Origin of the sequence: Paraburkholderia unamae (genome assembly GCF_003096875.1) — a bacterium.
GTDB lineage: Bacteria > Pseudomonadota > Gammaproteobacteria > Burkholderiales > Burkholderiaceae > Paraburkholderia > Paraburkholderia unamae.
Genome location: NZ_QEOB01000020.1, coordinates 93,599 through 118,101, shown reverse-complemented (window position 1 = coordinate 118,101; position 24,503 = coordinate 93,599). Strand labels below are relative to the sequence as shown.

Here is a 24,503-nt window from a genome sequence, read left to right as displayed (position 1 = left end):
ATTGGCCAACATGGCCTGCTTGCTACGCGGCCACCCAATCTGCCGACAGCGTTTCCGCCTGTGACAACACAGTATCTGTCGCTTCCTCCTGCCGGTCGGGCGGATACTTGTAGCGCTTGAGCAGCGTTTTGACCATCACGCGCAGCTTCGCGCGAACGGTTTCTCGCTTCGCCCAATCGACCGTGACCGAGCCGCGCAGCCTCACGACCAGCTCGACCGCGATTTTCTTGAGAATATCGTCGCCGAGTTCGCGCACCGCCGCCTCATTGGTTGCCAGCGCATCGTAAAAGGCCATCTCGTCGCTGTTCAGCCCCAAGCGCTCGCCGCGCTCGGCGGCTTCCTGGAACTGTTTGGCCATCGCAATAAGCTCTTCGATGACCTGCGAAGTCTGCACCGCCCGATTGTTGTAACGCGTCAAACTCTGCTGCAACAGCTCCGAGAACTTCGCGCTCTGCACTACGTTGGTTTTGAAACGTGACTTGATTTGGTCTTTCAGCAGACGCTCCAGGAGTTCTACCGCCAGGTTGCGCTGCTTCATGTGCCGCACATCATCAAGGAAGGCGTCGGAGAGCACTCCAATGTCCGGTCGCTTCAACCCTGCCGCCGAGAAGATGTCGATGACCTCGTCGCTGACAACCACGCTGCTGATGATTTGCCGCAGCGCGTGTTCCTTCTGCTCGTCGGTCAGCGTTTTATTGACGTTCTCGCTCTTGGCGATGGCGGCCTTGACTGCCTGAAGAAAGGCCAGCTCGTCCCGGTACTGGAGCGCTGCATCGAGTGTGCAGCAAAGCGCGAACGCCTGGCTCGCAGCCACGACGGCATCCGCGAAACGTTTCTTGCCGTCCTTCTGCCCGAGCACGTGGTCGGCTACGACCGGCAACAGTTGCCATGCCTGGGTGCGGAACGCCGCGTAATCGACGCCGTGCAGCAAGTCGTGCAGCACGTCCATCTTTTCCATCAACACGGCCAGCGCTTCGCGCGCGTCGATGGTCGGCCGGCCGCGTCCGTTGGCCTGCGTGTAAGTCGCCAGCGCCGCTTTCAGCTCGTTCGCAATGCCGATGTAATCGACCACCAAGCCGCCCGGCTTGTCTTTGAAAACCCGGTTGACGCGGGCAATCGCCTGCATCAGGTTATGGCCCTTCATCGGCTTGTCGATGTACATGGTGTGCATGCACGGCGCATCGAAGCCCGTGAGCCACATATCGCGCACGATGACCAGCTTGAACGGGTCGGACGTGTCCTTGTAGCGCAGTTCGAGCTTCTTGCGGATGTCCTTCGGGTAGATGTGCGACTTGAGTAACGCCTTGTCAGACGCCGAGCCTGTCATCACGACTTTGATGACGCCCTGCATCGGGTCGTCGCTATGCCACTCGGGGCGCAGCGCGACGATAGTGTTATACAGATGCACGCAGATGTCGCGGCTCATCGCGACCACCATCGCCTTGCCGTCCATCGCGGCCAGGCGGTTCTCGAAGTGGGCCACGATGTCGGCAGCGATTTTCTGGACACGAGGCGGCGCACCGACAATCTTCTCCAGCGCAGCCCATCGGCGAAGCGTGGCGACCTTCGATTCGTCGTTGGCCTCGTCTTCGGTCAGCTCATCCACCCGGTCGTCGAGGTCGTCGGTGTCGGCCTCTTTCAGCTCCAACGCAGCCAGGCGGCTTTCATAGTAAATCGGCACTGTCGCGCCGTCCTTCACGGCCTGTTCGATGTCGTACACATGCACGTAATCGCCGAACACGGCGCGCGTGTCGCGGTCGTCGAGCGAAACCGGCGTGCCGGTAAACGCCACGAACGTGGCACCGGGCAGCGCATCGCGCAAATACTGCGCATAGCCGTAGCGCACGGCCGAACTGGCCGATGACGCGCCGTCCTTGCCGGCGTCCGTCAGGCGCGCATCGAAACCATACTGGCTGCGGTGCGCTTCGTCGCAGATAACGACGATGTTGTGCCGTTCGGAGAGCACCGGAAACGTGTCCTCGTCCTCGCCGGGCGTGAACTTCTGGATGGTTGTGAAGATGATGCCACCGGACGGGCGATTGGCGAGCAGGCGGCGCAGCTCGGTACGCGTATCGGCCTGCACAGGCGTTTCACGCAGCAGCTCGCAGGCTCCGGCGAACACGCCGAAAAGCTGGTTGTCCAGGTCGTTGCGGTCAGTGACGACCAGGAGCGTCGGGTTCTTCATCTCCGCACTGGCCATCAGCGCACCGGCTAGGCAGGTCATTTCGATGCTCTTGCCCGCGCCCTGCGTGTGCCAGACGACGCCGCCCTTGCGCGAGCCGCCGGGGGCCGAAGCATGCAGCACGCTATCAATCACGGCGCGTACCGCGTGGAACTGGTGGTACGCGGCAATCTTTTTGACGAGCGCGCCTTCGTCCTCGAACAGAATAAAGTGGTGCAGATAGTCGAGCAGGTAATCGCGGCGGAACAGGCCGCGCGTGAGCGTTTCGAGTTCGCGCATCGTGCCGAGCGGGTCGGTTTCGTGGCCGTCGATGGTGCGCCAGACCAAGAAGCGTTCCTTGCTGGAGGTGAGCGCCCCCATGCGAGCCGTGGTGCCGTCCGAGATAACCTGTATCGCGTTGGCATGGAACAGGTCGGGAATGTCTTCCTGGTAAGCCTGAAGCTGGTTCCATGCACCCCAGATGTCGGCGTTTGGGTCGCCGGGGTTCTTCAGTTCGACTACGACTATCGGCAGGCCGTTGAGGAACAGCACGACATCGGGACGGCGGGTTTTCTTCGCGCCCTGGATGCTGAACTGGTTGACGGCCAGCCAGTCGTTCGCGGCCACGTCAGAGAAATCGGCCAGGCGCACGCGGTCGCCGCGCGTCTCGCCGTCCTTTTGGAACTCGACCGGCACGCCATCGACCAGCCAGCGGTAGAGCTGGCGATTGGCGTTGACGAGACCGGGGACGTTCGGGTTCAGCACATGGCGCAGCGCGTCGTCGCGCGCGGCGGGCGGGATATGAGGGTTGAGCTTCGCAACGGCAGCAGCCAGGCGATGACGCAGGACGACATCGCGGTACGTGTCGCGTTCGGTGCCGGGCGTCTTGCTGTCGGGCGGGGAAATGTCGGGGCCGTGAGCGGTTTTCCAGCCGAGGTCGGCCAGCCAGCTAAGCATGGCCTGTTCGACCGCATCCTCGCTGATGACGCTCATGCAAGTGCCTCGTTCAATTGCGCCTCGGCTTCGGGGAGGCGAAGTTTGCCGGAGATTAGGCGGGGGAGAAGTGTGTCACGTAATGCTGCAAGCGTTTTAGTCTGAGCTAGGTTTTCGCTGATGCGCGCTTCAAATACTCCAGCGATTTTCTCGAACGCAAGTAGGGTCGGCTCGGTTGGCAACAGGATAGGAAGCGAACCAAGAATCCCGGTATTAAGATTCGGCATAGTGGCCCCGACCGCATGCCGATGAAGCCAATCAGATGTGGCTTCGGTTGCAAGAGCGAACGAAACATAAGCATTAGATGGCCATTTTTTTCCGGGGCGTACGAGCAAACACCCGGTTCCGCACAACCATCCAGCTTCCGCTGGAGTGACAGCGGCATGTCGGCCCACATCGCCTCGGCGGCTAAACACAATGTCTCCCGCCTGTAGCTTATGTCGATACAAGCGCTCAACGTGTGCGTCGCTGACCCGAGCAATGCGAGTAGTCGAAATGCGACGACCTTCGAGGTCTTGCGGCATAGCAACCGGAACGCCTTCGTCGCTGTAGTCACTCGCATGCAGTTGGCTACCAAACGGCCCTGTTTGAATCACCCCCGCGCCAATTGCTATCAGCCTTTCCAAAGTGGCAGCGCGCCATCCCTTCGGAATCTCGCCCAACGCCGAATCCTCAAACGAATCAGGAAACAGCGCAGCCGTTTCCACATCCATGCCTTCCGGCTCGCGACCTTCCGCTTTTTCACGCACCGGGTCGAAGTCGATGAACCAGCTTTTGAACAGGGCTTGGGCGATGGATTCTAGGGTGGCGTTGGTTTGGCGTAGAAGCCGCAACCTTCCATCAATTGCTTCACCCAAGTCAGCGATTTCGTTTTGCGCGGCAATCCTCGGCACATACACAGGAAGTGATAACAGAGAGTCCGTGTTTAACCGGCCCGTACCATGTCCAGCCGAATCAACGCGCTCATGCAATTTAGCATGATTGCCGACAAGCAAATAAGGAAGAAACCGTGCCAACAACCCGCCCTTGGGAAGCACGGCTTTTACATCTTGATTGAATGTCGATGCCCTGGAAATTCGACATATTGGCACCCGTTTATGGAGTGTCATGCCTCGCGTTAGTATGAGCACCGTACCAGGAGGGACGAGCCGAGATGCGACACGACTCCCACTCTCCGTCAAATGGTCTTCGGAATCTTCAATCCAAAAATCCCCCATGTCCTTCGCTGACACCCAGGGAATCGTGCCCCCCCAATAGGACGAATTCGATTTAGATGGCGTATTGCCAGACACAAGTGATACGAATTCACCGAGAGGACGCTTTTCAAATTGCATACCCAAGCCCCGCCAATTTTTCGCGAATTACCGTATCCAGCTCCACCCCTTTCGCTATCTGCTCGGCCAACTGCGCGGTCAAGAATTCCATCTTCTCGCCGAATGCCTCGTCATCGTCTTCGGTTTCTTCCGCGCCGACATAGCGCCCCGGCGTGAGCGCATACCCATGTACGGCAATCTCGGCCACCGGCACCGACCGGCAGAATCCCGGCACATCGGCATACGGTTTGTCGGCGCCATCCTCGCCATCCGCACGCCAGCGATGCACGGTGGATGCGATACGCGCGATGTCCTCGTCATCGAACACTCGCAGCACGCGCGACTCCATCCGCCCAAGCTTGCGCGCGTCGATAAACAGCATCTCGCCGCGCCGGTCGCGGCTCGGTTTGCCACCAGGAAACGGCGTCCCGCTCCTGTCTTTCGCTAGGAACCACAGGCACGCCGGAATCTGCGTGTTGAAGAAAAGCTGCGGCGGCAGCGCGACCATCACATCGACCACGCCGGCCTCGACCATCGCGCGGCGAATCTCGCCTTCACCGTTCTGAGAGCTGGACATGCTGCCGTTGGCCAGCACCACACCCGCCTGCCCGCGCGGACTGAGGTGATGCAGGATATGTTGCAGCCACGCATAGTTCGCGTTGCTGGCCGGCGGCACGCCATGCGTCCAGCGTCGGTCGTCGGCCAACCTCTCGCCGCCCCAATCACTGATATTGAATGGTGGATTGGCAAGCACATAGTCGGCGCGCAGGTCGGGGTGCTGGTCGCGATGGAAGGTATCGGCCGGCTCCTTGCCGAGGTCGGCAGCGAGACCCCGAATCGCTAGGTTCATCGCCACCAGCCGCCAGGTGGTCGGGTTCGCTTCCTGACCGTAGATGCTGATGTCGTCCGCCTTGCCGCCGTGCGACTCGATGAACTTCTCGGACTGCACGAACATGCCGCCCGAACCACAGCAGGGGTCATACACGCGTCCCTCGTGCGGGGCCAGCACCTCGACCAGCACGCGCACCACCGAGGCCGGCGTGTAGAACTGGCCACCTTTCTTGCCTTCTGCCGTCGCGAACTGGCCGAGAAAGTATTCGTACACCTCGCCGAGCAAGTCTTTCGCGTGATGGCCTTCGCCGAAACCGACCGTCGAAATCAAGTCCACCAGTTCGCCGAGCTTGCCCGGTTCGAGCTGCGTGCGACCGAAACGCTTGTCGAGGATTCCTTTAAGACTCTTGTTATCGGCCTCGATAGCTTCCAGTGCCGAATCAATCCGCACGCCGATGTCCGGCTGCTTGGCTTGCGCGCGGATGGATTCCCAACGCGCGGACGCCGGCACCCAGAACACGTTCGCCATCGTGTAGTAATCGCGTTCTTCCAGTGCTTCAGCATGGTCGGTCGCGTCGGGCAGATACAGGTCGTCTTCCTGGTTGCCGAACGCCGCCGCGAGCTGCGCGCGGCGCTCGTCGAACGCATCGGAGATGTATTTCAGGAAAATCAGGCCGAGCACGATGTGCTTGTACTCAGCGGCATCCATCGATGAGCGCAGCTTGTCGGCGGCGGCCCAGAGGGTTTTCTTCAGGTCTTGGTTCACTGGTAGGGCGGAATATGGGAATCGTCCAGGATGATAGTCTCATCGCATTGGACTCGTCATGCTGATACCGCATTGAGGCGCACGGCCTGGACCTCTGTAATGCCCAATGGCAACGAGGCTTCACGAAATGCGGGTAGCTGCCGATATAGGACTTCTTGGCCATATCGGCCAACTTGTCCAAGCTGCCGAAGCTGGTCATGCTGGCCAAGTTCAAACGGATTATACAAAGCAGGGTGAGAGGAAAACGTGCGTGACGCGGAAAAACGGTCGAAAGACAGCGGGCAATTCATCAGTTTGTGGGAGCTGTTCGGGCAAATCGGCCAAGCGGAAACGGCCATAGTGTACGAGGCGGCTGGTTATCTAGTTTCGGCCCTAGAAGCCGACTTGACTGGCATCAACGACATCCGCTCCCGTGACGCATCGGGCGTCATACTTCCCTTGGACATGGGTGCGCGCTTGCAGCTGGCCAGTCAGCTTCGTCTTTTTGCTGACCAGGGAACGCTGTTCGACGCGGACGGCACGCCGAACGACGACGCGCAGCCCCTGTTCGAGCGTATCGGCTTCTACGTGGAGGACATCTATCCCTTTCTGTTGCGCCACGATGTCGCCGTCGTGCGGCCGGACGAGATGGATTCGGACTCGCGGCGGTTTCCAGACGGGCGGCACGTGCCGGGTTGGATACGCGCTTACGACGGTAAAGCGTGGATTTCGCACTACCGCGCCACCACCATCCTTATCGCCGGCACGAGTGATGCCGGGGTTCAATCGCCTGCATACGATGACGTGTTCTGGAAATGGAAGGCTGCCGTGACCGATGGCGTCGAGCGCACGGAGATTGCAGCGACCACGATTTCCGGCAAGCAGATGCTCTTGCATACCGATATTCGCTCTTGGTGCGCGCGGCATGGCTATGCGTGGCCTCTTGAAGCGCCCGCCGCCGAACTCGTCGCGGTCGCTGCCGACGAGACTAGCGCAGGAGGTGCTCGGGCATCGGAGCCGGGCATTACGCCCCGCCCCTTGCAGCAACAAGCCTTCCAGGAACAGGAAATTCTGAGGGTTCTAGCGGAACTCGGACATGACCCACTGAGCTTGCGTAAATCCCCCGCCGGGCAGCCAGGTGTGAAGGCCGAGGTTCGCAAAACCCTGAACTGGCAAGGCTCCACGACGTTCGACAAGGCGTGGGAGCGGTTGAGGCGCAACAAGGAAATCGCCGACGCCCGGTAATGTCCCCCGTGCCCGCCTCCCCCAAGTTGGGGGAACGGGGACGCTTGTGGGGGACGGTATAGGGGTAAATCTAATGCGTATCACCCTAACGAAACGCCAAACGGCGAAAGGTGATACAGATGAATCTCCAGCATACCCTCCGCCCATTCCTCACGACCGAAGAACTCGCCTCGATGATGGCCGTGCGTCCGCAGTCCATCCGCAAGCGCTACATGGAAACCGGCAGCTATCACGGCGTGCGCCCGGTGAAACTCCCGAACCGCTTTCTCGCCTGGCCGAGTAATGCTCTGGAACAACTTATGGGCGGGGTGGCGGCATGAATCTCGTCACGTCCACCGCACAAACGCAAGCCGACGCAACTATCCTGCCGCTCGCCAAACCGGTACCGACCAGCAAGCCCGAACCCGCGAGCGATGGCGTCATCGTCGTCAACGGTGCTTCGATGCACCCGCAACCCATGAACTGGCTCTGGGACGGCTATTTCGCCCGCGGCAAGACGACCCTGCTGGCCGGCGAGCCGGGCACCGGCAAAACGACGATTGCCATGTCCATCGGTGCCACGGTCACGCAAGGCGGCATCTGGCCTGACGGTACCGTGGCCGAGGCGGGCAATATCGTCATCTGGTCTGGCGAAGACGACCCGCGCGATACGCTGACGCCGCGCCTGATGGCCGCCGGTGCCGACATGAACCGCGTGTACTTCGTTACGGGCACGCGCATTGAAGGCAAAGTGAAGTGCTTCGACCCAGCTCGCGATATGCCCGCACTCAAGGAGACGTGCGAGAAAATCGGCAATGTCCGGTTGCTCATCATCGACCCCATCGTGTCCGCCGTGTCGGGCGACAGCCACAAGAACACGGAAACCCGTCGCGCGCTGCAACCGCTCGTGGACCTGGCTGCCAGTGTCGGCGCAGCGCTGCTCGGCATCACGCACTTCAACAAAGGTAAGGCGGGCAGCAACCCGGCGCAGTGGGTCAACGGTTCGGTCGCGTTCACGGCCGTGGCGCGCGTCGTGCTGATTGCGGCGAAGGTGAAGCGCGACTGCGACGAAGACATCCGCATATTCGCTCGCGCCAAGTCGAACATCGGGCCGGACGATGGCGGTTTCGAGTACCAAATCGAACAGTGCGAACCGGCCGCCGGCGTCCCGTCTTCATGCATCGCATGGGGCGATGAAGTCTCGGGTTCCGCACACGAACTACTCGGCAACCAGGAAAAAAACGAAGGGCGCGGCAGCAGTGCAGTCGATTCGGCTCGGGAGTTTTTGGCCGAACTGCTGAGCGCTGGCGACATCCCGGCCAAAGCCATCGAGGCCGACGCCGAACAGGCCGGTATCGCGCTGCGCACCCTGCGCCGTGCGTCGGATGCCCTGCGCGTGGAAAAGTACAAGGGCAAGGACAGCAAGTGGTACTGGAGCCTGCCGGAGTTGGCCAACAGGGAATAGCTGGCCAAGATGGCCAATATACCGCGCGATTAATCATAAGCAACCGCCCAGTCGGCAATTGACCAACTGGACGGTTGTCGCGGCAACATCGCCGCCGTGGCCTCGATACGTCTGGCCCTCGCGTGTTTCTGAACCTCAGCACTGCAACTGCTGACCCCTGACGCTTATTTACGTGCGATAGCCGGAAGCGCGAGCGCGCGCGCATCGCACGGCCTGCTTGAATGGCGGGCAGAAAAGGTCATCCACTACACGCACAGACCGGCTCGGCTGGCGTGGGTGGCCTGTACCCAGGCCGCCGGTTTGTGGCGGCCTGGTTTTTACTTGAACGCGATGTCCTCGAAACTGTATAGCGCATCGACGTGGGACGTGAGCCGGTTTATTGTGGCTTCGCTCCATCCGGCGGCTTTCAGTTCGCGCACCAGTCGCACGTGGAATGCTGGCGTGCAGATGAAGATGACCTTTGCCCAACGCAGCCCGCCGAGCAGCGCCGGCCCGTCTGTCCGGTGTGCATCGTCATGGACGGCTTTCAGGAAGGCATGGAGCTTCGCCCAGTCGCTGGCCCGGCGACGCGATTTCTCGACCTCAATCCACCAGACCCGTCCATCCCCTTGCAGCAGCACGTCGGGCTTCTTGCCCGCGATTCCTTGCTCGCCGCCGAGCCACTTGTCCTGCGCGATTTCGCGCTCGGTCGAAACGCGGAATCCGGCCACGATGCCGGCAATCGCAATGTCGTTCGCGATGCTGCGGTGGCGGAACTGCGCCGAGCTGAAGCGCCTCACCAAATCCTTGCCCGATACGGCCGGCACGCCGAGCTGCGCGAGCCGACGTACACCCGCTTCGGCGAGCGCGTAAATCAGGCTGCCGTCTGGTGCACGCGCCCGCAGCACTTGGCGAGCCAAATACAGTCGGCGCAGCGTGCGTTGCGCCATCAGCCGGGCCGATGCGGTCGGCATCCGCGGCTGCATGTCCAGCTCGCCGGCCGGCTTTCGCAGCCAAGGCTGCCAAAGCAGCGCCCCAAGCGATTTCGTAGGCAGCCAGCCGAAGCGATTGAGCGCGCGCAATACGCGCACCTCGTTCTGGCTAGCCACAATCCGGCCGTCCTGCGCTGTCACGGTATGTCTCTCCTTGGTTTCGACATTTCCGTATAGCGCGTGACCACCCATATGTGCCCCTGTATGCCCGGAGTCATACAGGGGGAACGAAGCCGCTTGCGCGGCAAGGCCACCATCCCCTTACGCGGCCTGTACGGCCGCACGGGGATTCGTCGGGCTGGACGCCCGCCGTGTCCTTAAAACCAGCGCCCCGCACTGCGTGCGGGCAAGGTACTCATCCGTCCGCGCTGGATGCGCCGCCGGCTCCGGCCTGTGGGCCTACGGTCTACGCTGTGCTGCGACCTGACTACCTTGCCCGCACGCAGCGCAAGCGCTGCGCTTCGGGGCGGGGCTCCGCCCCCGGCCCTCTGCCGGTCGCTGGGGCGACCTCTGTCAGCTTGGGCTGTCAGCGATGACCGGCTCCCCCACGCAGACCGGCAACCGTCCTGGGGGCCGGTGCGCCAGTCTGTGCTGCGCGCTGAACGCGCTTGCCCCACGTCGCTACGCGACGCGGCCCCCCTTCGCCGTCGCGCTGATGCGCGCCGGCTGCGCGCCACTGGCTTGCGAGTCACGCACGCTACGCGTGCATGGGTCGCGCTCGCACGTGGCCCACCGGCCCCGCTCTCCCGCGACGCCGGTTTCGTCGCAATAGCGGCCTGCCGCCGCCCTTCCCGCCGCTTAGCCCAAACGGATGACTGTACGCCAGGCGTGCCGCCATACAAGGTTGAACGCTGCGCGCACGTTCCTCACCCGTTTCCTTCGGACTGCGGCTTCCGGACGTGACCTTGCACGTCGCCCCTGTTGCCTGGTCGTCGCAGTGCATCAGGGCGAAGCAGAGGGAAGAACGGCGGCAGACACAGCGCCACCCCATGCCGGCACCGGCAAACGGTGCAAGGGGGCTCTGCATCAGGAACCCGGTCAGCTTTAAAGGAGCGAACACCATGCAGGACAACACACACAAACCAGACGACGTTTTCGGTAAGACGATTTCGAGCTATACCCGCGCGCAAGCGATTGCCGATGGCGTGCTGGTCAATGTGAGCGGTCTGGCGCGAGAAGCCGGCTTTCGTATTCCGGTCGCGGTGACATCAGCGGTATGGGCGGATTGCGTTGCGTGGACCGACGCGGACAACAAGAAGCATGTTGCACAAGACGAAAACGGCCGGCTTTGGGACGTGCTCTGGATGGGCGCACTGGCAGCAAAGCGCGCACGAGGCGTGCAGCGTATCGCGTTTGAACTGCACCGCGTGCCGCGCGGCGGTCATGGTACGCAGCCTCGACCGGTCGTGCTGAATCTGCATATCGGCCCAGGCGACAACGCCGAACCCGTTATCACGATTCTGATGACCGACGAGGACTGAGTTTCCGCCTCGTCGATGACGGCGGGGCGTCTTCCAACCGCTCAACAAGGAGAGCGCTATGACTTACCCCATCAATCCGGCAACCGGCTTGCCGATGACCAGCGAGGATTACTCTGGCGTCGATGTCGGCGGCAACCCGTACGGCACGCGCCTGGATTCTCAGTTGCCGTGGTCGGCGCCTTTCTGGGATGCCGCGTAACCGAAGCAACGTAGACCGGGATTGACTGAATCCGGTTACATATTGGTTACACAGCCGCCAGAAACGGACAAGGGGTTACAAGAAAAATCTTGTAACCCCTTGATTTGATTGGTGCCGGCTGCAGGACTCGAACCCGCCACCTGATGATTACAAATCAACTGCTCTACCAGATGAGCTAAGCCGGCGTAGCCCGCTATTCTACTTCATTTCACGATCTTGAGGTGGCCCTTGCCGCCCTTATTGCCACCGTCGTCGTCGCGCTCATCTTTCTGGACGGCGCGCGGCGCAACCGGGGCCGCCGGCGCTTCGGCAGGCTCGTCGCGCAGTTCGTGCGCCTCATGCGCGCCCGTGTCCGAATCTTCGTGATCTTCGGAGGACAGCACGTCGTCGGCGTCGCCCGGCGGCGACTCGACCGGAAACGCCATGCCTTGCCCGTTCTCGCGCGCGTAGATCGCGAGGACATTTGCAACGGGCACTTCGATCTTGTGCGACTTGCCGGAAAAACGGGCGTGGAACTCGATCATCTCATTGCCCATCTGCAACTGGCTGGTCGCCTCGAAGCTGATGTTCAGCACGATCTCGCCGTCGCGCACGAACTGGCGCGGCACACGCGTGCTGTTGTCGACCCGCACCGCGATATGCGGCGTGAAGCCGTTGTCGGTGCACCACTCGTACAGCGCGCGCAGCAAATACGGCTTGGTGGAAATCTCTTGCATCAACAATCCTTTCGCGAGGCGGCGCTCACACCTACGCCGTGCACGCCGCCTCTGTTACCCGCAAACCGCCGGGGTGCTGCTTAACGACGCATCACCTTTTCCGACGGCGTCAGCGCTTCGATGTACGCCGGACGGCTGAAAATGCGCTCGGCGTACTTCATCAGCGGTGCGGCGTTCTTCGACAGTTCGATGCCGTAGTGATCCAGACGCCACAGCAGCGGCGCGATCGCGACGTCGAGCATCGAGAACTCTTCGCCCAGCATGTACTTGTTCTTCAGGAAGATCGGCGCGAGCTGCGTGAGGCGGTCGCGGATCGCGAGGCGCGCCTTTTCGTGGTTCTTCTCGGCGGCCTTGCCCTTCTCGTTTTCGAGCGTGCTCACGTGCACGAACAGTTCCTTCTCGAAATTGAGCAGGAACAGACGCGCGCGAGCGCGCTGAACCGGGTCGGCCGGCATCAGCTGCGGATGCGGGAAGCGCTCGTCGATGTACTCATTGATGATGTTCGACTCGTACAGAATCAGGTCGCGCTCGACCAGAATCGGCACCTGACCGTACGGATTCATCACGGCGATGTCTTCCGGTTTGTTGAACAGGTCGACGTCGCGAATTTCGAAGTCCATGCCCTTTTCGAACAACACCAGCCGGCAGCGCTGGGAGAACGGGCAGGTAGTGCCGGAGTACAGAACCATCATGATTTACATTTCCTCAATAAACCCAAAAGGCCAGCAGGCGAAAAAACCGCCTGACGGTCCAGAACCGTCAGACGGCTTCTCGTCGCACCGGCCCCACGTCGGTCAGGACGTGCCTATTTGATATCTTTCCAGTACGCGGCGTTCAATCGCCACGCAAAAAAGCTCAGGACGCCAAGGAACAGGAGCACCCACACGCCAAGCTGCCTGCGGGTTTTCTGCTCGGGTTCGGCCATCCAGCCAAGGTAAGCCACCAGGTCGGCCACGTCGGCATCATAATCCACAGGCGACAGCGTACCGGGCGTGACCTGCTGGAACCCTGCGAAACGACGCACTTTTTCCCCGGTTTCCTCGTCCGTCGTGTCCTCGAACTTCGCCGTGCGGATGCCCTGCAACTGCCACAGCACGTGCGGCATGCTCACGTTCTCGAACACCAGGTTGTTCCAGCCAGTCGGCCGCGTGTCGTCGCGGTAGAAGCTGCGCAGGTACGTGTACAGCCAGTCACGCCCTTTCGCCCGCGCTTCCACGGAGAGGTCCGGCGGCGGCACGCCGAACCACGCTTTCGCGTCGTCCGGGCGCATCGCGATGGACATCGTGTTGCCGACCTTGTCGGTCGTAAACAGCAGATTATCTTCGATTTGCTTCTGTGGAATGCCAAGATCCTGCAACCGGCTGTAGCGCATCAAGTTCGCGCTATGGCAATTCAGGCAGTAGTTTACAAACAATTTGGCGCCGTGTTGCAGCGAAGCAAGATTTTCGCCGTTATCGGGAGCACGGTCGAGCGGAATATTTTCCTGCGCCGACGCGGACCCGACCCCAAATGCACAAGTGAGCGCCAAAGCGGCCAGGCTGGCGCGGACGCTCACCTTCGCGAGCGTCGAAAACAGAGATTGTCTCGTCATATCTTCCTCGCTCGTCAATTAATGGGGCTTGAACCGCACGCGCTCGGGCGGCTGCTTGAAGGTGCCAAGCGGCGTCCAGAACGGCATGCCGAGGAAGAAGGCGAAATAGACGAGCGCGCAGACCTGGGCGATCAGCGTGGCCGCCGGCGACGGCGGTTTCGTGCCGAGGAAGGCGAGCGTCAGGAACGCGAGCACGAAGATGCCGAGAAACACCTTGTGGAAGAACGGCCGGTAGCGGATCGACTTCACCGGCGAGCGGTCGAGCCACGGCAGGAAGAAGAGCGAGATCACCGCCGTGCCCATCACCACCACGCCCCAGAACTTCGACTCGGTGAAGTACATCGCGAGAATCACGAGCACGGCCAGCACCGGCAGCCCCGCGCGCCACTTGCCGCGCGCGCGCACGAGCGCGAGCACGCCGAGCAGCGCGATCACGATCATCAGCACGATCTTGAACGGGTCGGTGGTGGCGCGCAGCATCGCGTAGAACGCCGTGAAGTACCAGACCGGCGCAATTTCGGGCGGCGTTTGCAGCGGGTTGGCCGGCACGAAGTTATTCGACTCCAGGAAGTAGCCGCCCATTTCCGGCGCGAAGAACACGATCGCCGCGAAGATCATCAGGAAGATGCACACGCCCATGAAGTCGTGCACCGAGTAGTACGGGTGGAACGGAATGCCGTCGAGCGGCACGCCGTTCGCGTCCTTTTTCTCCTTGATCTCGATGCCGTCCGGGTTGTTCGAGCCCACTTCGTGCAGCGCGATGATGTGGCAGATCACGAGCCCGACCAGCACGAGCGGAATGGCGATCACGTGGAACGCGAAGAAACGGTTGAGCGTGACGTCCGAGACCACATAGTCGCCGCGAATCCACAGCGACAGGTCCGGGCCGATGAAGGGAATCGCCGAGAACAGGTTCACGATCACCTGCGCGCCCCAGAACGACATCTGGCCCCACGGCAGCAGGTAGCCGAAGAACGCCTCGGCCATCAGGCACAGGAAAATCGCGCAGCCGAAGATCCACACGAGCTCGCGCGGCTTGCGGTACGAGCCGTACAGGAGGCCGCGGAACATGTGCAGATACACGACCACGAAGAACATCGACGCGCCCGTGGAGTGCATGTAGCGGATCAGCCAGCCCCACGGCACCTCGCGCATGATGTACTCGACCGATGCGAACGCGAGCGTCGCATCGGGCTTGTAGTTCATGGTGAGGAAAATGCCGGTGACGATCTGGTTCACCAGCACGAGCAGCGCGAGCGAGCCGAAGAAGTACCAGAAGTTGAAGTTCTTCGGCGCGTAGTACTCGGAAAGGTGCGCTTTCCACGTCGCCGTCATCGGAAAGCGCTTGTCGATCCAGCCTTGCAGTCCGGAAGCCGCGCCGGCCGTCTCCACCACATCCTTGTCGGTTCCCGTCGCCATCACGCTTCTCCTTTTTCGTCCTTGCCGATCACGATCTCCGTCGCGGACGTGAACATGTATCGGGGAATGTCGAGGTTTTGCGGCGCCGGCTTGTTCTTGAACACGCGGCCGGAAAGATCGTAGGTGGAGCCGTGGCACGGGCACAGGAAGCCGCCCGGCCAGCTGTCGGGCAGGTTCGGCTGCGGACCTTCCTGGAAGCGCGGCGTAGGCGTGCAGCCCAGATGGGTGCAGACGGCCACGGCCACGAGAATGTTCTGATGCTCGGCGCGCGAGCGGAACTCGTTCATGCAGTATTCCGGCATCGGCAGCGAAAACGGATGCTCGGAGTTCGGGTCGGCCAGATCGGGATCGGCCTTCTTGACGTCGGCCATCATGCGGTCCGTGCGGTACAGGATCCACACGGGCTTGCCGCGCCACGCCACGGTCATCATCGAGCCGGGCTGGAGGTTCGTGATGTCGACAGCGACAGGCGCGCCGGCGGCGCGGGCTTTTTCGGATGGTGCAAAGGAACCTACGAAGGGTACGACAGTGGCCACGCCTCCAATGCCACCTGCTACGGACGTCGCAATCAGCCAGGTTCGGCGGCTGCCGTCGACGCGGTCATTCTCTTTGTCTCGCATCACATCGCCCCACTTCTGAGTTGGATTTATCCGTCACGCCAGCTTACCCGCGGTGCTGCCGAACGCTAGTTTGCTCGAATGGAGTTGGCATTTACAAGGGGCGATCTCTAAAAAGCGTCCGAAGTCCTTGATATCTCGGGGTTTTCCCGCAGAAAAGAGGGCCACTTTCTTTTCGTTTTGTAAATGCCTCACGAATAAAATCATGCTGCACCACGACAATTCGCGCACTGCGCGCGGCGCAATGCGCGATATCGGGTCGACCCAGAATCAACCCGGAAACGACGCTGAAGCGCGATTAAACGCGATTAAACGGGATTGTCGATATCGATGAAAAGATGCTCGATGTCGAAGGCTTCCGAGAGATGCGCGCCCAACGCCTGAACGCCGTAGCGCTCGGTGGCGTGATGGCCGGCGGCAAGAAACGCCACGCCGCTTTCCGCCGAGGTGTGCGTGGTCGGCTCGGAAATTTCGCCGGTGAGAAAGACGTCGGCGCCGGCCTCGATCGCAGCGTCGAACAGACTTTGCGCCGCCCCCGTGCACCAGGCCACGCGGCGAATTTGCCAGTCGGGGTCACCGAGCACGAGCGGCGTACGGCCGAGTGTCTGCTCGACCTCAGCGGTGAAGTGCGCGAGCGTGATCGGCATGGGCAGCGTGGCCATCCAGCCCAGATCCTGTTCGCCGAAGCGTTGTTCGCCGATCCAGCCGAATCGGGCGGCCAACTGCGCGTTATTACCCAGTTCGGGATGGCAGTCGAGGGGCAGATGGTAGGCGAACAGGTTGATATCGTTCGCGAGCAGCGTCTTCAGGCGACGGTACTTGCGGCCCGTGATTTGCGGCGCTTCGTTCTTCCAGAAGTAGCCGTGGTGCACAAGCACGGCGTCGGCGCCCCATTCGTGCGCGGCTTCGAGGAAAGCGAGCGAGGCGGTCACGCCCGTGGCGATCTTCTGCACGCGCCGCCGCCCTTCGACTTGCAGGCCATTGGGGCAGTAGTCCTTGAACCGCGCGGATTCCAGAAGATTGTTCAGATACAATTCCAGTTCGATCCGATCCATATAATCCTCTAATCTTCAGATGCTTAGACGCTTTTGGCTGTTCTTCGCCCAGGCGGTGACGGTCCTGCTGGCGTTGATGTTCATCATCGCCACGCTCAAACCGCAGTGGCTGCAACACCAGGGGCAGTTCGGCAAGCAGCTTGCCGAGCCGATCGTCGCACTGCGGGAAGTGGCGCCGGGGATGGGCTCAGGCGCCGCCCAGGGCTCCTATGCGGACGCCGCCCAGAAGGCAATGCCCGCGGTCGTCAACGTGTTCTCGAGCAAGGATGGGTCGCTGCCGCCCGATCCTCGCCAGAACGATCCGCTATTTCGCTACTTCTTCGGCGATCGCAACAAAAACCAGAAGCAGCAGGAGCAGCCTGCCGCCAACCTCGGTTCGGGCGTCATTGTGAGTCCGGACGGTTACATTCTAACGAACCAGCACGTGATCGACGGCGCGGACCAGATCGAAATCGCGCTCTCCGACGGCCGCACCACCAATGCGAAGGTGATCGGCATCGACCCGGAAACCGATCTCGCCGTGCTCAAGATCAACCTGCCGAACCTGCCCACCATCACGCTCGGCCGCATGGACCAGACGCGCGTGGGCGACGTCGTGCTCGCCATCGGCAACCCGTTCGGGGTGGGACAAACGGTCACCATGGGCATCATCAGCGCGCTCGGCCGCAATCACCTCGGCATCAACACGTTCGAGAACTTCATCCAGACCGACGCGCCGATCAATCCGGGCAATTCGGGCGGCGCGCTCGTCGACGTGAACGGCAACCTGCTCGGCATCAACACGGCCATCTACTCGCGCTCGGGCGGCTCGCTCGGCATCGGCTTCGCGATTCCCGTCTCCACCGCGCGCAGCGTGCTGGAGAGCATCATCACCACGGGCTCGGTCACGCGCGGCTGGATCGGCGTCGAACCGCAGGACGTGACGCCGGAAATCGCGGATTCCTTCGGCCTGAAGGAGAAGTCGGGCGCGATCGTGGCGGGCGTGCTGCAAGGCGGCCCCGCCGACAAGGCCGGCATCAAGCCCGGCGACGTGCTCACCTCGGTAAACGGCGAGGCCATCACCGACACCACGCGCCTGCTCAACGTGATCGCGCAGATCAAGCCGGGCACCGACGCCAAAGTCCACCTCGTGCGCAAGAACAAGGATCTGGATATCGACGTGCTGATCGGCAAGCGCCCGCCGCCGCCGAAGCAGCCGGAGCAGGAAGACGGCGAAGGCGACGACGGCGGCTGACGAGGTTCGCGGCGCGTTCCGCTCCCCGGCCCGGCGCGCAACCCGCCAACCGCGCAAACGAAAAAGGCCGCGAACCTGCTGGGTCCGCGGCCTTTTGCTTGGGTGAGCGCCCGGACAGGCGCTCCGCAATGGACTTCGGTACGCCTGCGAGCGGCGTTAGCTCGCCGCCTGACTCTCGTCCGCGGCCTTCTTCTCGCCGTTGCCGATGAAGATGCGCGCCGCGATGATGCCCGCCTCGTAGAGGATGATGAGCGGCAGCGCGAGAATGAGCTGCGAAAACACGTCGGGCGGCGTCACGACGGCTGCGACGATGAACGCGCCGACGATCACATACGGCCGGATTTCCTTGAGCTTCTTCACCGACACCACGCCCATGCGCACGAGCAGCACGACGATGATCGGCACCTCGAAGGTCACCCCGAACGCAATGAACATGGTGAGCACGAAGCTCAGGTAATTGTCGATGTCGGTGGTCATCTCCGCGCCGAGCGGCGCGTTGTAGTGCGCCATCACGCGGAAGATGGTCGGAAACACCACGAAATACGCGAACGCCATGCCGCACAGAAAGAGCGTGTAGCTGCTCGCCACGAGCGGCGCCACGAGCTTCTTCTCGTGCTGATAGAGGCCCGGCGCGACGAACGCCCAGATCTGGTAGAGCACGACCGGCAGCGCGATCACGAAGGCCACGAGCATCGTGACCTTCATCGGCACGAAGAACGAGCCGGTCACGTCGGTGACGATCATCTTGCCGTCGCGTGGCAGGTTCTGCATGAGCGGACGCGCAAGCAGACGGAAGATGTCGGGCGCCCAGTACACGAGGCCGACGAATACGACGATCACGGCAATGCCCGCGCGGATGATGCGGTCGCGCAGTTCGACGAGATGGGAGATGAAGGTCTCTTCGGAGCCTTCTTCCTGAGTTTGCTGGGGGTCGCTCACGCCGGCCCTCGGTTGGAAATGAACGTGCCTGGATTGCTGAACATGCGCGAATGCGAACCTACTCGAAAGCGTCGCACGGCGTCAGAAGAAGCGTGTGGGCCGGCGCAGGCTGGCCGGCGTGTGCTGCGCGACGCGCGCCGCGCCCGACTGCACACGCGTGCGGCGCAGCGTGGCGCGCTTGTACCACACGGGCGCTGCGTTCTGCTTCACGCGCCAGTTCTTGCGTTTGCGGGAGTCGGATGCCGCCGCGCCGGCGTTGCCGGAACGCCAGCCGGAAAGCGCCGAAGCGTCGCCCGACTGATCCGCCACCGCCCCTTCCACGCTCGCCGGATCGGCGCCGCCCGCAATGCTCGGCGAGACCGACGTGCCCTGGTTCCAGGCGTCGTTCAGCTCGTCTTCATGCTTGCGCAGATTGTCGTGGACGTTTTTCTCGACGTTCTGCGCGGCCGACTCGAACTCGGTCTTCATGCGGCGCAGCTCGTCGAGTTCGATCTCGCGCGTGACTTCCGCCTTGACGTCGTTGATGTAGCGCTGCGCGCGCCCGAACAGCGCGCCCGCCGTGCGCGCGACGCGCGGCAGTCGCTCCGGCCCGAGAACGACCAGTGCGACAACGCCGATCAGCGCCATCTTGGTTAAACCCAGATCGAGCATGAATGGAGTGTTCCGTCAGCCTTGGCTGCCTGATGGGGATAGAAGGCGGGAAAGTCCGGCTGCCGCCCGATTAGCGGAGGTCGTTCGAGCGCGGCGTCTTGTCCTTCGCGTCGACGTCCACGGCGCCGCCGTTGGGCGGCAGTTCGCGCTTTTGCGCGTCGGCGGCGTTGCCTTCGCCGTCGCGCATGCCTTCCTTGAAACCCTTCACGGCGCCACCCAGATCGCTACCGATATTGCGCAGCTTCTTCGTGCCGAAAACAAGCGCCACGATCAACAAGACGATCAGCCAGTGCCAGATGCTCAACGAACCCATGATTGACTCTCTCCTTAACCCCGTCACCGCGCACGCTGCGCAGCGATAAAAATCTTGCCTTAGTGATGTTGCACCGACGTGGCGTACGACCCTTTGACACTTTCGGCGACATCGACGCTCTCACCGCACCGAAGTGCCGGCTTCGCCGCCCTCAGCCCATGCGGTGCCACGGACGCGGCCCGGCCAGCAAATGCGCGTGCAGATGATAGACCTCCTGGCCGCCGCCGGGTCCCGTGTTCACGACCGTGCGGAAACCGGTTTCGCCGCCCGTGTACGAAACGCCCAGTTGTTTGGCGAGGCGCGCGACCAGTACAAACATTCTACCAAGCAGCGGTGCATCGTTTTCACCGCAATCGGCGAGCGTAGGGATATGTTGGCGAGGGATCACGAGCACGTGGGTTTCAGCCGCCGGCCGAATGTCGCGGAAGGCGACGAATTCGTCATCCTCGTACACCCTCGTGCTGGGGATTTCGCCGTCGGCGATCTTGCAGAAGAGACAGGTACTGCGGTCGTGACTCATGGTGCTCCTGGTGAGCGACTAAACGTGCACCGGAGGTGCAATCGGGCAAATCCAACCGGGAAAACCCAATCGGGCAAACCGTGCCGGAGCCGCGCCGCTCAGAACCAGGCGCGCGGATTGAGCAGCGGCTTGTTGTCGTACAAATACAGCCAGCCTTTGATGATACGGTACAACGTCCAGATTGCGACAGCCCACAAAATTGGTATGCCGATCAGCACGAAAATGAGCACGCCGCCGATCAGATGCCCCGCGAGCCCGAGCCAGAAAGTGCGGATCTGCCACGTGAAGTGCTGCTCGTAGGGCGTGCCCACGGCCTCGTCGCGCTTCAGGTAGTTGAGGATGATGGCGACCAGCACGGAGATGCCGCCGGTCAGCCAGTAGACCGCATACAGCGCGTAGAGCACGTGCGTGAAAGTGCGCAGGCTGCGCAGACGGTCCGCATCGACGCCGTTGCGGTACGAAGGGGGCGGGTAATCGCCGGACATGGACATGCCGTTCGTCTCCTGTCGACCGGAGTTAGCGCTTTAGCGCTTACTCCGGTCCCTTGCAGAGCTGTCGATCCGGAGTTGGCGCTTTAGCGCTTACTCCGGTCCCATGCAGAGCTGTCGTGCTCGATCCGGTTGCGCCAGGCCGCGCGCAACCCTCAGTCGCCGTTCGCTTCGCGCTCGCGCGTCTTGCGCAGCGCCTTTTCCTCGAGCCCCGACAGGCCTTCGCGGCGTTCCAGCTCCGCGAGCACGTCGGCGGGGCTCAGGTCGAAATGCGAGAGCGTCACGAGGCAATGAAACCACAGATCGGCCATCTCGCCCACGAGCGCCTTCGGCGCGCCGCCCTGGCGCACGTCCTTCGCGGCCAGCACGACTTCGGTCGCCTCTTCGCCAACCTTCTTGAGCACCGCGTCGTCGCCCTTGTGGAAAAGGCGCGCGACATAGGACGCGTCCGGGTCGCCGCCCTTGCGGCTGTCGATCACCGCCGCGAGGCGCAGCAGGGTGTCGTTGGTGTTCAGTTGCGTCATTTGTAGATGTGTTCGGGGTCTTTCAGCACGGGATCGACGGCGACCCAGCGGCCTTCGTCGACGGTGCCTTCGAATTGCTGGAAAAAGCACGAGTGGCGGCCCGTGTGGCACGCGATGCCCGAAACCTGCTCGATCTTGAGCAGCACGACGTCTTCATCGCAGTCGAGGCGGATCTCGCTCACATGCTGCACGTGGCCCGACTCCTCGCCCTTGAACCACAGGCGCTGGCGCGAGCGCGAGAAGTACACCGCGCGGCGCAGTTCGACCGTCTTGGCGAGCGCTTCGCGGTTCATCCACGCGAACATCAGCACGTCGCCCGTGGCGGCTTCCTGTGCGATCACGGGCACGAGGCCGTTGGCGTCCCAGTTGACCTTGTCGAGCCAGTTCGCTTTGGCGAGGTCTTGCGTCTGTACGTTGCTCATGGCGTCACATCCTCACCGAAATGCCCTGGTCGGCCATGAAGCGCTTCGCCTCGCCCACCGTGTGCTCGCCGTAGTGAAAAATGCTCGCCGCCAGCACCGCGTCGGCGTGGCCCTTGACGATGCCGTCCGCCAGATCCTGCAAGCCGCCCACGCCGCCCGAGGCGATCACGGGAATCGGCACCGCGTCGGACACGGCGCACGTGAGGTCGAGGTCGAAACCGCTCTTGGTGCCGTCGCGGTCCATGCTCGTGAGCAGGATTTCGCCCGCGCCGAGTTCGGCCATCTTGCGCGCCCATTCCACGGCGTCGATGCCGGTAGCCTTGCGCCCGCCGTGCGTGAACACTTCCCAACGCGAGGGCTCGCCCGGCGCCGATACGCGCTTGGCGTCGATGGCGACGACGATGCACTGCGAACCGTATTTGTCGGCGGAGTCGCGCACGAGCTGCGGATTGGCGACAGCCGACGAGTTCATGCTGACCTTGTCGGCGCCGGCGTTGAGCAGGCGCCGCACGTCCGCCACGGCGCGCACGCCGCCGCCGACCGTCAGTGGAATGAAGACCTGCGAAGCCACCGCCTCGATGATCGGCAGGATCAGGTCGCGCTGGTCGGAGGTCGCGGTGATGTCGAGGAACGTCAGTTCGTCGGCGCCCTGGTCGTCGTAGCGGCGCGCGATTTCGACGGGGTCGCCCGCGTCGCGCAGTTCGACGAAATTGACACCCTTCACGACGCGCCCGGCGGTCACGTCGAGGCAGGGGATGATGCGTTTGGGTAGAGCCATGATCTTGCCGAATTTACGGATCGGTTGATACGTGAAGCCGTGCCGAGGCAGGCCCGTCTGGAGCACGGCCGGAGCACGACAGGTCCGGAATCGGACCAGAGTCGGACCGCGACCGGGCCGTTGTCGCGCGCTTCACCCACGCCCGACGCGCTTCGAAAAAATTATCGCGAAATTTTCGCGAGTGCCGCCTCACGTGAAGCGGCGCGGCTGCATGCCAAAAACGGCACAAGGCAGCACAAGGCAGCATAAAGCCTCCGCTAACGGAGGCCCGGCGTTCGCGCCTTAAGCGTCGTCCGACTCGCGCAGGCTGTCCGCGCGCGTTTGCGCCGCGGCGAAATCGAGGTCGCCCGAGTAAATCGCGCGCCCGCAGATCACGCCTTCCACGCCTTCGTCCTCGACTTCGCAAAGCGCGTCGATGTCGGCGAGATTCGAGAGGCCGCCGCTCGCGATCACCGGAATCTTCACCGCGCGCGCAAGGCGCACCGTGGCTTCGATGTTGATGCCCTGGAGCATGCCGTCGCGCCCGATGTCGGTGTAGATGATCGATTCGACGCCGTAGTCCTCGAACTTGCGCGCGAGATCCACGACTTCGTGGCCCGTGAGCTTGCTCCAGCCGTCGGTCGCGACCTTGCCGTCCTTCGCGTCGAGGCCGACGATGATATGGCCCCCGAACGCCGTGCAGGCTTCTTGCAGGAAGCCCGGATTTTTCACGGCGGCGGTGCCGATAATCACGTAGGAGAGGCCGTCGTCGAGATAACGCTCGATGGTGTCGAGATCGCGAATGCCGCCGCCGAGCTGCACGGGGATCTGATCACCGACTTCGCGGATGATCTCGCGAATCGCGTCTTCGTTCTTCGGCTTACCTGCGAACGCGCCGTTCAGGTCGACGAGGTGCAGGCGCCGGGCGCCGCGCTCGACCCAGTGTCGGGCCATGGCCGCCGGTTCCTCGGAGAAAATCGTCGCCTGGTCCATATCGCCTTGTTTCAGGCGTACGCAGTGACCGTCTTTGAGATCGATGGCCGGAATCAGCAGCATAGCTTCGGGTGTGTCTGGGAATGAGGTTGAAATCTGCCGGCGCCGGTGGAGAAAAGACCCGATCCGACGCCGTTTCGCTAGTTTAGTACAACTCTTACGGCGGCCTTGCTGACGCAAGTTGAATGCCCGCGCGCTGGTGCGCGAAGGCGGCTGCGAGTGTCAGCGCCGCCGGGCAATCAGGGGTTCCAGTGGACGAAGTTGCGATAGACGCGCAAGCCCGCCGCGGCGCTCTTTTCCGGGTGGAATTGGGTGGCGAAGATGTTATCCCGCGCCACTGCCGAGGTAAAGGCCGCACCGTAGGGCGTTTCGCCCACGGTGTGCGACGCGTCCGCCGGCACCACGTAATAGCTGTGCACGAAGTAGAAAAAGCTCTCGTCGGGCACGCCGTCCCAGAGGGCGTGCGCGCGGGCCTGGCGCACACGGTTCCAGCCCATTTGCGGGACCTTGAAGCGCGATCCGTCGTCCTGAAGCCGGCCTTCCAGCTCGAAGCGCACGACCTTGCCGGGCAATAGGCCCAGGCCCTTCGTGTCGCCTTCGGCGCTCCAGTCGAACAGCATCTGCTCGCCCACGCATACGCCCATGAGCGGCTTGGTGCGCGAGGCTTCGAGCACGGCGTCCTGCAAGCCCGACTCGGCCAGGCTGCGCATGCAGTCGGGCATCGCGCCCTGCCCCGGCAGCACCACGCGGTCCGCCGCGCGGATAGCCTCCGGACGCTCGACGATGGCCACGTCGGCTTCCGGCGCGGCGTGCCTCAGCGCCTGGGCCACCGAACGCAGGTTGCCCATCCCATAATCCACAATCGCAATTGAAGTTTTCAT

25 protein-coding genes, 1 tRNA gene and 2 pseudogenes are annotated in these 24,503 nt (G+C 62.5%); 6 read left to right on the top strand and 22 right to left on the bottom strand.

What is annotated here, in order from left to right; genetic code table 11:
• Window positions 1-22: 22 nt before the first annotated feature.
• Genes C7402_RS34090 through C7402_RS34080 form a run of 3 tightly spaced genes read right to left on the bottom strand, consistent with a single transcriptional unit; the run spans window position 23 to window position 6,064 of the window.
• Complete coding sequence (locus tag C7402_RS34090) at window positions 23-3,154, bottom strand: type I restriction endonuclease subunit R (protein ID WP_116613721.1); 3,132 nt, start codon at window positions 3,152-3,154, stop codon at window positions 23-25.
• The gene (locus C7402_RS34085; RefSeq protein WP_116613720.1) at window positions 3,151-4,488 is read right to left on the bottom strand and encodes a restriction endonuclease subunit S; all 1,338 of its coding nucleotides are present in this window, start codon (window positions 4,486-4,488) and stop codon (window positions 3,151-3,153) included. Before C7402_RS34085 ends, C7402_RS34090 begins: the two co-directional genes overlap by 4 nt.
• Window positions 4,478-6,064, bottom strand: coding sequence for a class I SAM-dependent DNA methyltransferase (locus tag C7402_RS34080; protein WP_116613719.1), 1,587 nt, complete (start codon window positions 6,062-6,064; stop codon window positions 4,478-4,480). Before C7402_RS34080 ends, C7402_RS34085 begins: the two co-directional genes overlap by 11 nt.
• 246 nt (window positions 6,065-6,310) lie before the next feature.
• Here C7402_RS34080 and C7402_RS34075 point away from each other — a divergent pair, with 246 nt between their 5' ends.
• The 3 genes from C7402_RS34075 (at window position 6,311) to C7402_RS34065 (ending at window position 8,732) form a co-directional block, all read left to right on the top strand.
• Window positions 6,311-7,288: a hypothetical protein gene (locus C7402_RS34075; protein ID WP_116613718.1), complete on the top strand. Its 978-nt coding sequence runs from the start codon at window positions 6,311-6,313 to the stop codon at window positions 7,286-7,288.
• A gap of 119 nt (window positions 7,289-7,407) precedes the next feature.
• The gene (locus tag C7402_RS34070) at window positions 7,408-7,608 is read left to right on the top strand and encodes a hypothetical protein (RefSeq protein ID WP_060373689.1); all 201 of its coding nucleotides are present in this window, start codon (window positions 7,408-7,410) and stop codon (window positions 7,606-7,608) included.
• Entirely contained in the window at window positions 7,605-8,732 is a 1,128-nt protein-coding gene (locus tag C7402_RS34065) for an AAA family ATPase (RefSeq protein ID WP_116613717.1), read from the top strand. The genes C7402_RS34070 and C7402_RS34065 overlap by 4 nt, the downstream gene beginning before the upstream one ends.
• Before the next feature lie 317 nt (window positions 8,733-9,049).
• Here C7402_RS34065 and C7402_RS34060 read toward each other — a convergent pair whose 3' ends face one another.
• On the bottom strand, window positions 9,050-9,844 hold the full coding sequence (locus C7402_RS34060; RefSeq protein WP_116613716.1) for a hypothetical protein: 795 nt from the start codon (window positions 9,842-9,844) through the stop codon (window positions 9,050-9,052).
• 758 nt (window positions 9,845-10,602) lie between these two features.
• On the opposite strand from C7402_RS34060, the gene C7402_RS34055 reads away from it, so the two are divergent.
• Both C7402_RS34055 and C7402_RS34050 read left to right on the top strand, forming a co-directional pair.
• Window positions 10,603-11,184: a DUF6573 family protein gene (locus tag C7402_RS34055; RefSeq protein WP_244315001.1), complete on the top strand. Its 582-nt coding sequence runs from the start codon at window positions 10,603-10,605 to the stop codon at window positions 11,182-11,184.
• A gap of 58 nt (window positions 11,185-11,242) precedes the next feature.
• A complete protein-coding gene (locus tag C7402_RS34050; protein WP_116613714.1) occupies window positions 11,243-11,383 on the top strand; it encodes a peptidase in 141 nt (46 codons plus the stop codon).
• Window positions 11,384-11,492: 109 nt separating this feature from the next.
• Here the strand turns inward: C7402_RS34050 and C7402_RS34045 are convergent.
• The 7 genes from C7402_RS34045 to C7402_RS34015 form a co-directional block, all read right to left on the bottom strand.
• Window positions 11,493-11,568: transfer RNA gene (locus C7402_RS34045), tRNA-Thr, on the bottom strand.
• Between the two features lie 18 nt (window positions 11,569-11,586).
• The gene (locus C7402_RS34040) at window positions 11,587-12,099 is read right to left on the bottom strand and encodes a ClpXP protease specificity-enhancing factor (RefSeq protein ID WP_112174879.1); all 513 of its coding nucleotides are present in this window, start codon (window positions 12,097-12,099) and stop codon (window positions 11,587-11,589) included.
• Window positions 12,100-12,179: 80 nt separating this feature from the next.
• The gene (locus C7402_RS34035; protein ID WP_027797364.1) at window positions 12,180-12,791 is read right to left on the bottom strand and encodes a glutathione S-transferase N-terminal domain-containing protein; all 612 of its coding nucleotides are present in this window, start codon (window positions 12,789-12,791) and stop codon (window positions 12,180-12,182) included.
• Between the two features lie 113 nt (window positions 12,792-12,904).
• Window positions 12,905-13,690, bottom strand: a complete 786-nt coding sequence (locus C7402_RS34030) for a cytochrome c1 (protein WP_112174878.1) — start codon at window positions 13,688-13,690, stop codon at window positions 12,905-12,907.
• Between the two features lie 18 nt (window positions 13,691-13,708).
• Window positions 13,709-15,109: a cytochrome b gene (locus C7402_RS34025; RefSeq protein WP_112174877.1), complete on the bottom strand. Its 1,401-nt coding sequence runs from the start codon at window positions 15,107-15,109 to the stop codon at window positions 13,709-13,711.
• A complete protein-coding gene (gene petA, locus C7402_RS34020) occupies window positions 15,109-15,729 on the bottom strand; it encodes a ubiquinol-cytochrome c reductase iron-sulfur subunit (RefSeq protein ID WP_112174876.1) in 621 nt (206 codons plus the stop codon). Before petA ends, C7402_RS34025 begins: the two co-directional genes overlap by 1 nt.
• Window positions 15,730-16,034: 305 nt before the next feature.
• On the bottom strand, window positions 16,035-16,781 hold the full coding sequence (locus C7402_RS34015; protein WP_116613713.1) for a Nif3-like dinuclear metal center hexameric protein: 747 nt from the start codon (window positions 16,779-16,781) through the stop codon (window positions 16,035-16,037).
• 19 nt (window positions 16,782-16,800) lie between these two features.
• On the opposite strand from C7402_RS34015, the gene C7402_RS34010 reads away from it, so the two are divergent.
• Window positions 16,801-18,015, top strand: coding sequence for a Do family serine endopeptidase (locus C7402_RS34010; protein ID WP_112174874.1), 1,215 nt, complete (start codon window positions 16,801-16,803; stop codon window positions 18,013-18,015).
• Window positions 18,016-18,171: 156 nt separating this feature from the next.
• On the opposite strand, the gene tatC is transcribed toward C7402_RS34010, so the two are convergent.
• The 11 genes and pseudogenes from tatC to hisH form a co-directional block, all read right to left on the bottom strand.
• Window positions 18,172-18,954, bottom strand: coding sequence for a twin-arginine translocase subunit TatC (gene tatC, locus C7402_RS34005; RefSeq protein ID WP_112174873.1), 783 nt, complete (start codon window positions 18,952-18,954; stop codon window positions 18,172-18,174).
• A gap of 81 nt (window positions 18,955-19,035) precedes the next feature.
• Window positions 19,036-19,182 (bottom strand): annotated as a pseudogene (tatB, locus tag C7402_RS48370) (Sec-independent protein translocase protein TatB); the annotation flags it as partial.
• 95 nt (window positions 19,183-19,277) lie between these two features.
• Window positions 19,278-19,605 (bottom strand): annotated as a pseudogene (tatB, locus tag C7402_RS48365) (Sec-independent protein translocase protein TatB); the annotation flags it as partial.
• A gap of 70 nt (window positions 19,606-19,675) precedes the next feature.
• Window positions 19,676-19,918, bottom strand: a complete 243-nt coding sequence (gene tatA, locus C7402_RS33995; protein ID WP_112174871.1) for a Sec-independent protein translocase subunit TatA — start codon at window positions 19,916-19,918, stop codon at window positions 19,676-19,678.
• 151 nt (window positions 19,919-20,069) lie between these two features.
• The gene (locus tag C7402_RS33990) at window positions 20,070-20,438 is read right to left on the bottom strand and encodes a histidine triad nucleotide-binding protein (RefSeq protein WP_112174870.1); all 369 of its coding nucleotides are present in this window, start codon (window positions 20,436-20,438) and stop codon (window positions 20,070-20,072) included.
• Window positions 20,439-20,536: 98 nt separating this feature from the next.
• Window positions 20,537-20,929 (bottom strand): DUF4870 family protein, encoded by a 393-nt coding sequence (locus tag C7402_RS33985; RefSeq protein WP_112174869.1) that lies wholly within the window; start codon window positions 20,927-20,929, stop codon window positions 20,537-20,539.
• Between the two features lie 152 nt (window positions 20,930-21,081).
• Window positions 21,082-21,450 (bottom strand): phosphoribosyl-ATP diphosphatase, encoded by a 369-nt coding sequence (locus C7402_RS33980; RefSeq protein ID WP_112174868.1) that lies wholly within the window; start codon window positions 21,448-21,450, stop codon window positions 21,082-21,084.
• On the bottom strand, window positions 21,447-21,872 hold the full coding sequence (gene hisI / locus C7402_RS33975) for a phosphoribosyl-AMP cyclohydrolase (protein ID WP_116613711.1): 426 nt from the start codon (window positions 21,870-21,872) through the stop codon (window positions 21,447-21,449). Before hisI ends, C7402_RS33980 begins: the two co-directional genes overlap by 4 nt.
• 4 nt (window positions 21,873-21,876) lie before the next feature.
• A complete protein-coding gene (hisF, locus tag C7402_RS33970; protein ID WP_112174926.1) occupies window positions 21,877-22,650 on the bottom strand; it encodes an imidazole glycerol phosphate synthase subunit HisF in 774 nt (257 codons plus the stop codon).
• A gap of 282 nt (window positions 22,651-22,932) precedes the next feature.
• Window positions 22,933-23,685, bottom strand: a complete 753-nt coding sequence (gene hisA / locus C7402_RS33965; protein ID WP_112174866.1) for a 1-(5-phosphoribosyl)-5-[(5-phosphoribosylamino)methylideneamino]imidazole-4-carboxamide isomerase — start codon at window positions 23,683-23,685, stop codon at window positions 22,933-22,935.
• A 176-nt stretch (window positions 23,686-23,861) separates the two neighbouring features.
• Entirely contained in the window at window positions 23,862-24,503 is a 642-nt protein-coding gene (gene hisH, locus C7402_RS33960; protein WP_116613710.1) for an imidazole glycerol phosphate synthase subunit HisH, read from the bottom strand.

Coding starts and splice junctions, on each gene's coding strand:
- C7402_RS33980 (WP_112174868.1), bottom strand. CDS start 21,450: ATGACGCAACTGAACACCAACGACACCCTGCTGCGCCTCGCGGCGGTG.
- C7402_RS34085 (WP_116613720.1), bottom strand. CDS start 4,488: ATGCAATTTGAAAAGCGTCCTCTCGGTGAATTCGTATCACTTGTGTCT.
- C7402_RS34090 (WP_116613721.1), bottom strand. CDS start 3,154: ATGAGCGTCATCAGCGAGGATGCGGTCGAACAGGCCATGCTTAGCTGG.
- hisF (WP_112174926.1), bottom strand. CDS start 22,650: ATGGCTCTACCCAAACGCATCATCCCCTGCCTCGACGTGACCGCCGGG.
- C7402_RS34025 (WP_112174877.1), bottom strand. CDS start 15,109: ATGGCGACGGGAACCGACAAGGATGTGGTGGAGACGGCCGGCGCGGCT.
- C7402_RS34050 (WP_116613714.1), top strand. CDS start 11,243: ATGACTTACCCCATCAATCCGGCAACCGGCTTGCCGATGACCAGCGAG.
- hisH (WP_116613710.1), bottom strand. CDS start 24,503: ATGAAAACTTCAATTGCGATTGTGGATTATGGGATGGGCAACCTGCGT.
- C7402_RS34030 (WP_112174878.1), bottom strand. CDS start 13,690: ATGACGAGACAATCTCTGTTTTCGACGCTCGCGAAGGTGAGCGTCCGC.
- C7402_RS34035 (WP_027797364.1), bottom strand. CDS start 12,791: ATGATGGTTCTGTACTCCGGCACTACCTGCCCGTTCTCCCAGCGCTGC.
- C7402_RS33985 (WP_112174869.1), bottom strand. CDS start 20,929: ATGTCCATGTCCGGCGATTACCCGCCCCCTTCGTACCGCAACGGCGTC.
- hisI (WP_116613711.1), bottom strand. CDS start 21,872: ATGAGCAACGTACAGACGCAAGACCTCGCCAAAGCGAACTGGCTCGAC.
- C7402_RS34040 (WP_112174879.1), bottom strand. CDS start 12,099: ATGCAAGAGATTTCCACCAAGCCGTATTTGCTGCGCGCGCTGTACGAG.
- tatA (WP_112174871.1), bottom strand. CDS start 19,918: ATGGGTTCGTTGAGCATCTGGCACTGGCTGATCGTCTTGTTGATCGTG.
- petA (WP_112174876.1), bottom strand. CDS start 15,729: ATGCGAGACAAAGAGAATGACCGCGTCGACGGCAGCCGCCGAACCTGG.
- C7402_RS34015 (WP_116613713.1), bottom strand. CDS start 16,781: ATGGATCGGATCGAACTGGAATTGTATCTGAACAATCTTCTGGAATCC.
- C7402_RS34010 (WP_112174874.1), top strand. CDS start 16,801: ATGCTTAGACGCTTTTGGCTGTTCTTCGCCCAGGCGGTGACGGTCCTG.
- C7402_RS33990 (WP_112174870.1), bottom strand. CDS start 20,438: ATGAGTCACGACCGCAGTACCTGTCTCTTCTGCAAGATCGCCGACGGC.
- C7402_RS34065 (WP_116613717.1), top strand. CDS start 7,605: ATGAATCTCGTCACGTCCACCGCACAAACGCAAGCCGACGCAACTATC.
- hisA (WP_112174866.1), bottom strand. CDS start 23,685: ATGCTGCTGATTCCGGCCATCGATCTCAAAGACGGTCACTGCGTACGC.
- C7402_RS34070 (WP_060373689.1), top strand. CDS start 7,408: ATGAATCTCCAGCATACCCTCCGCCCATTCCTCACGACCGAAGAACTC.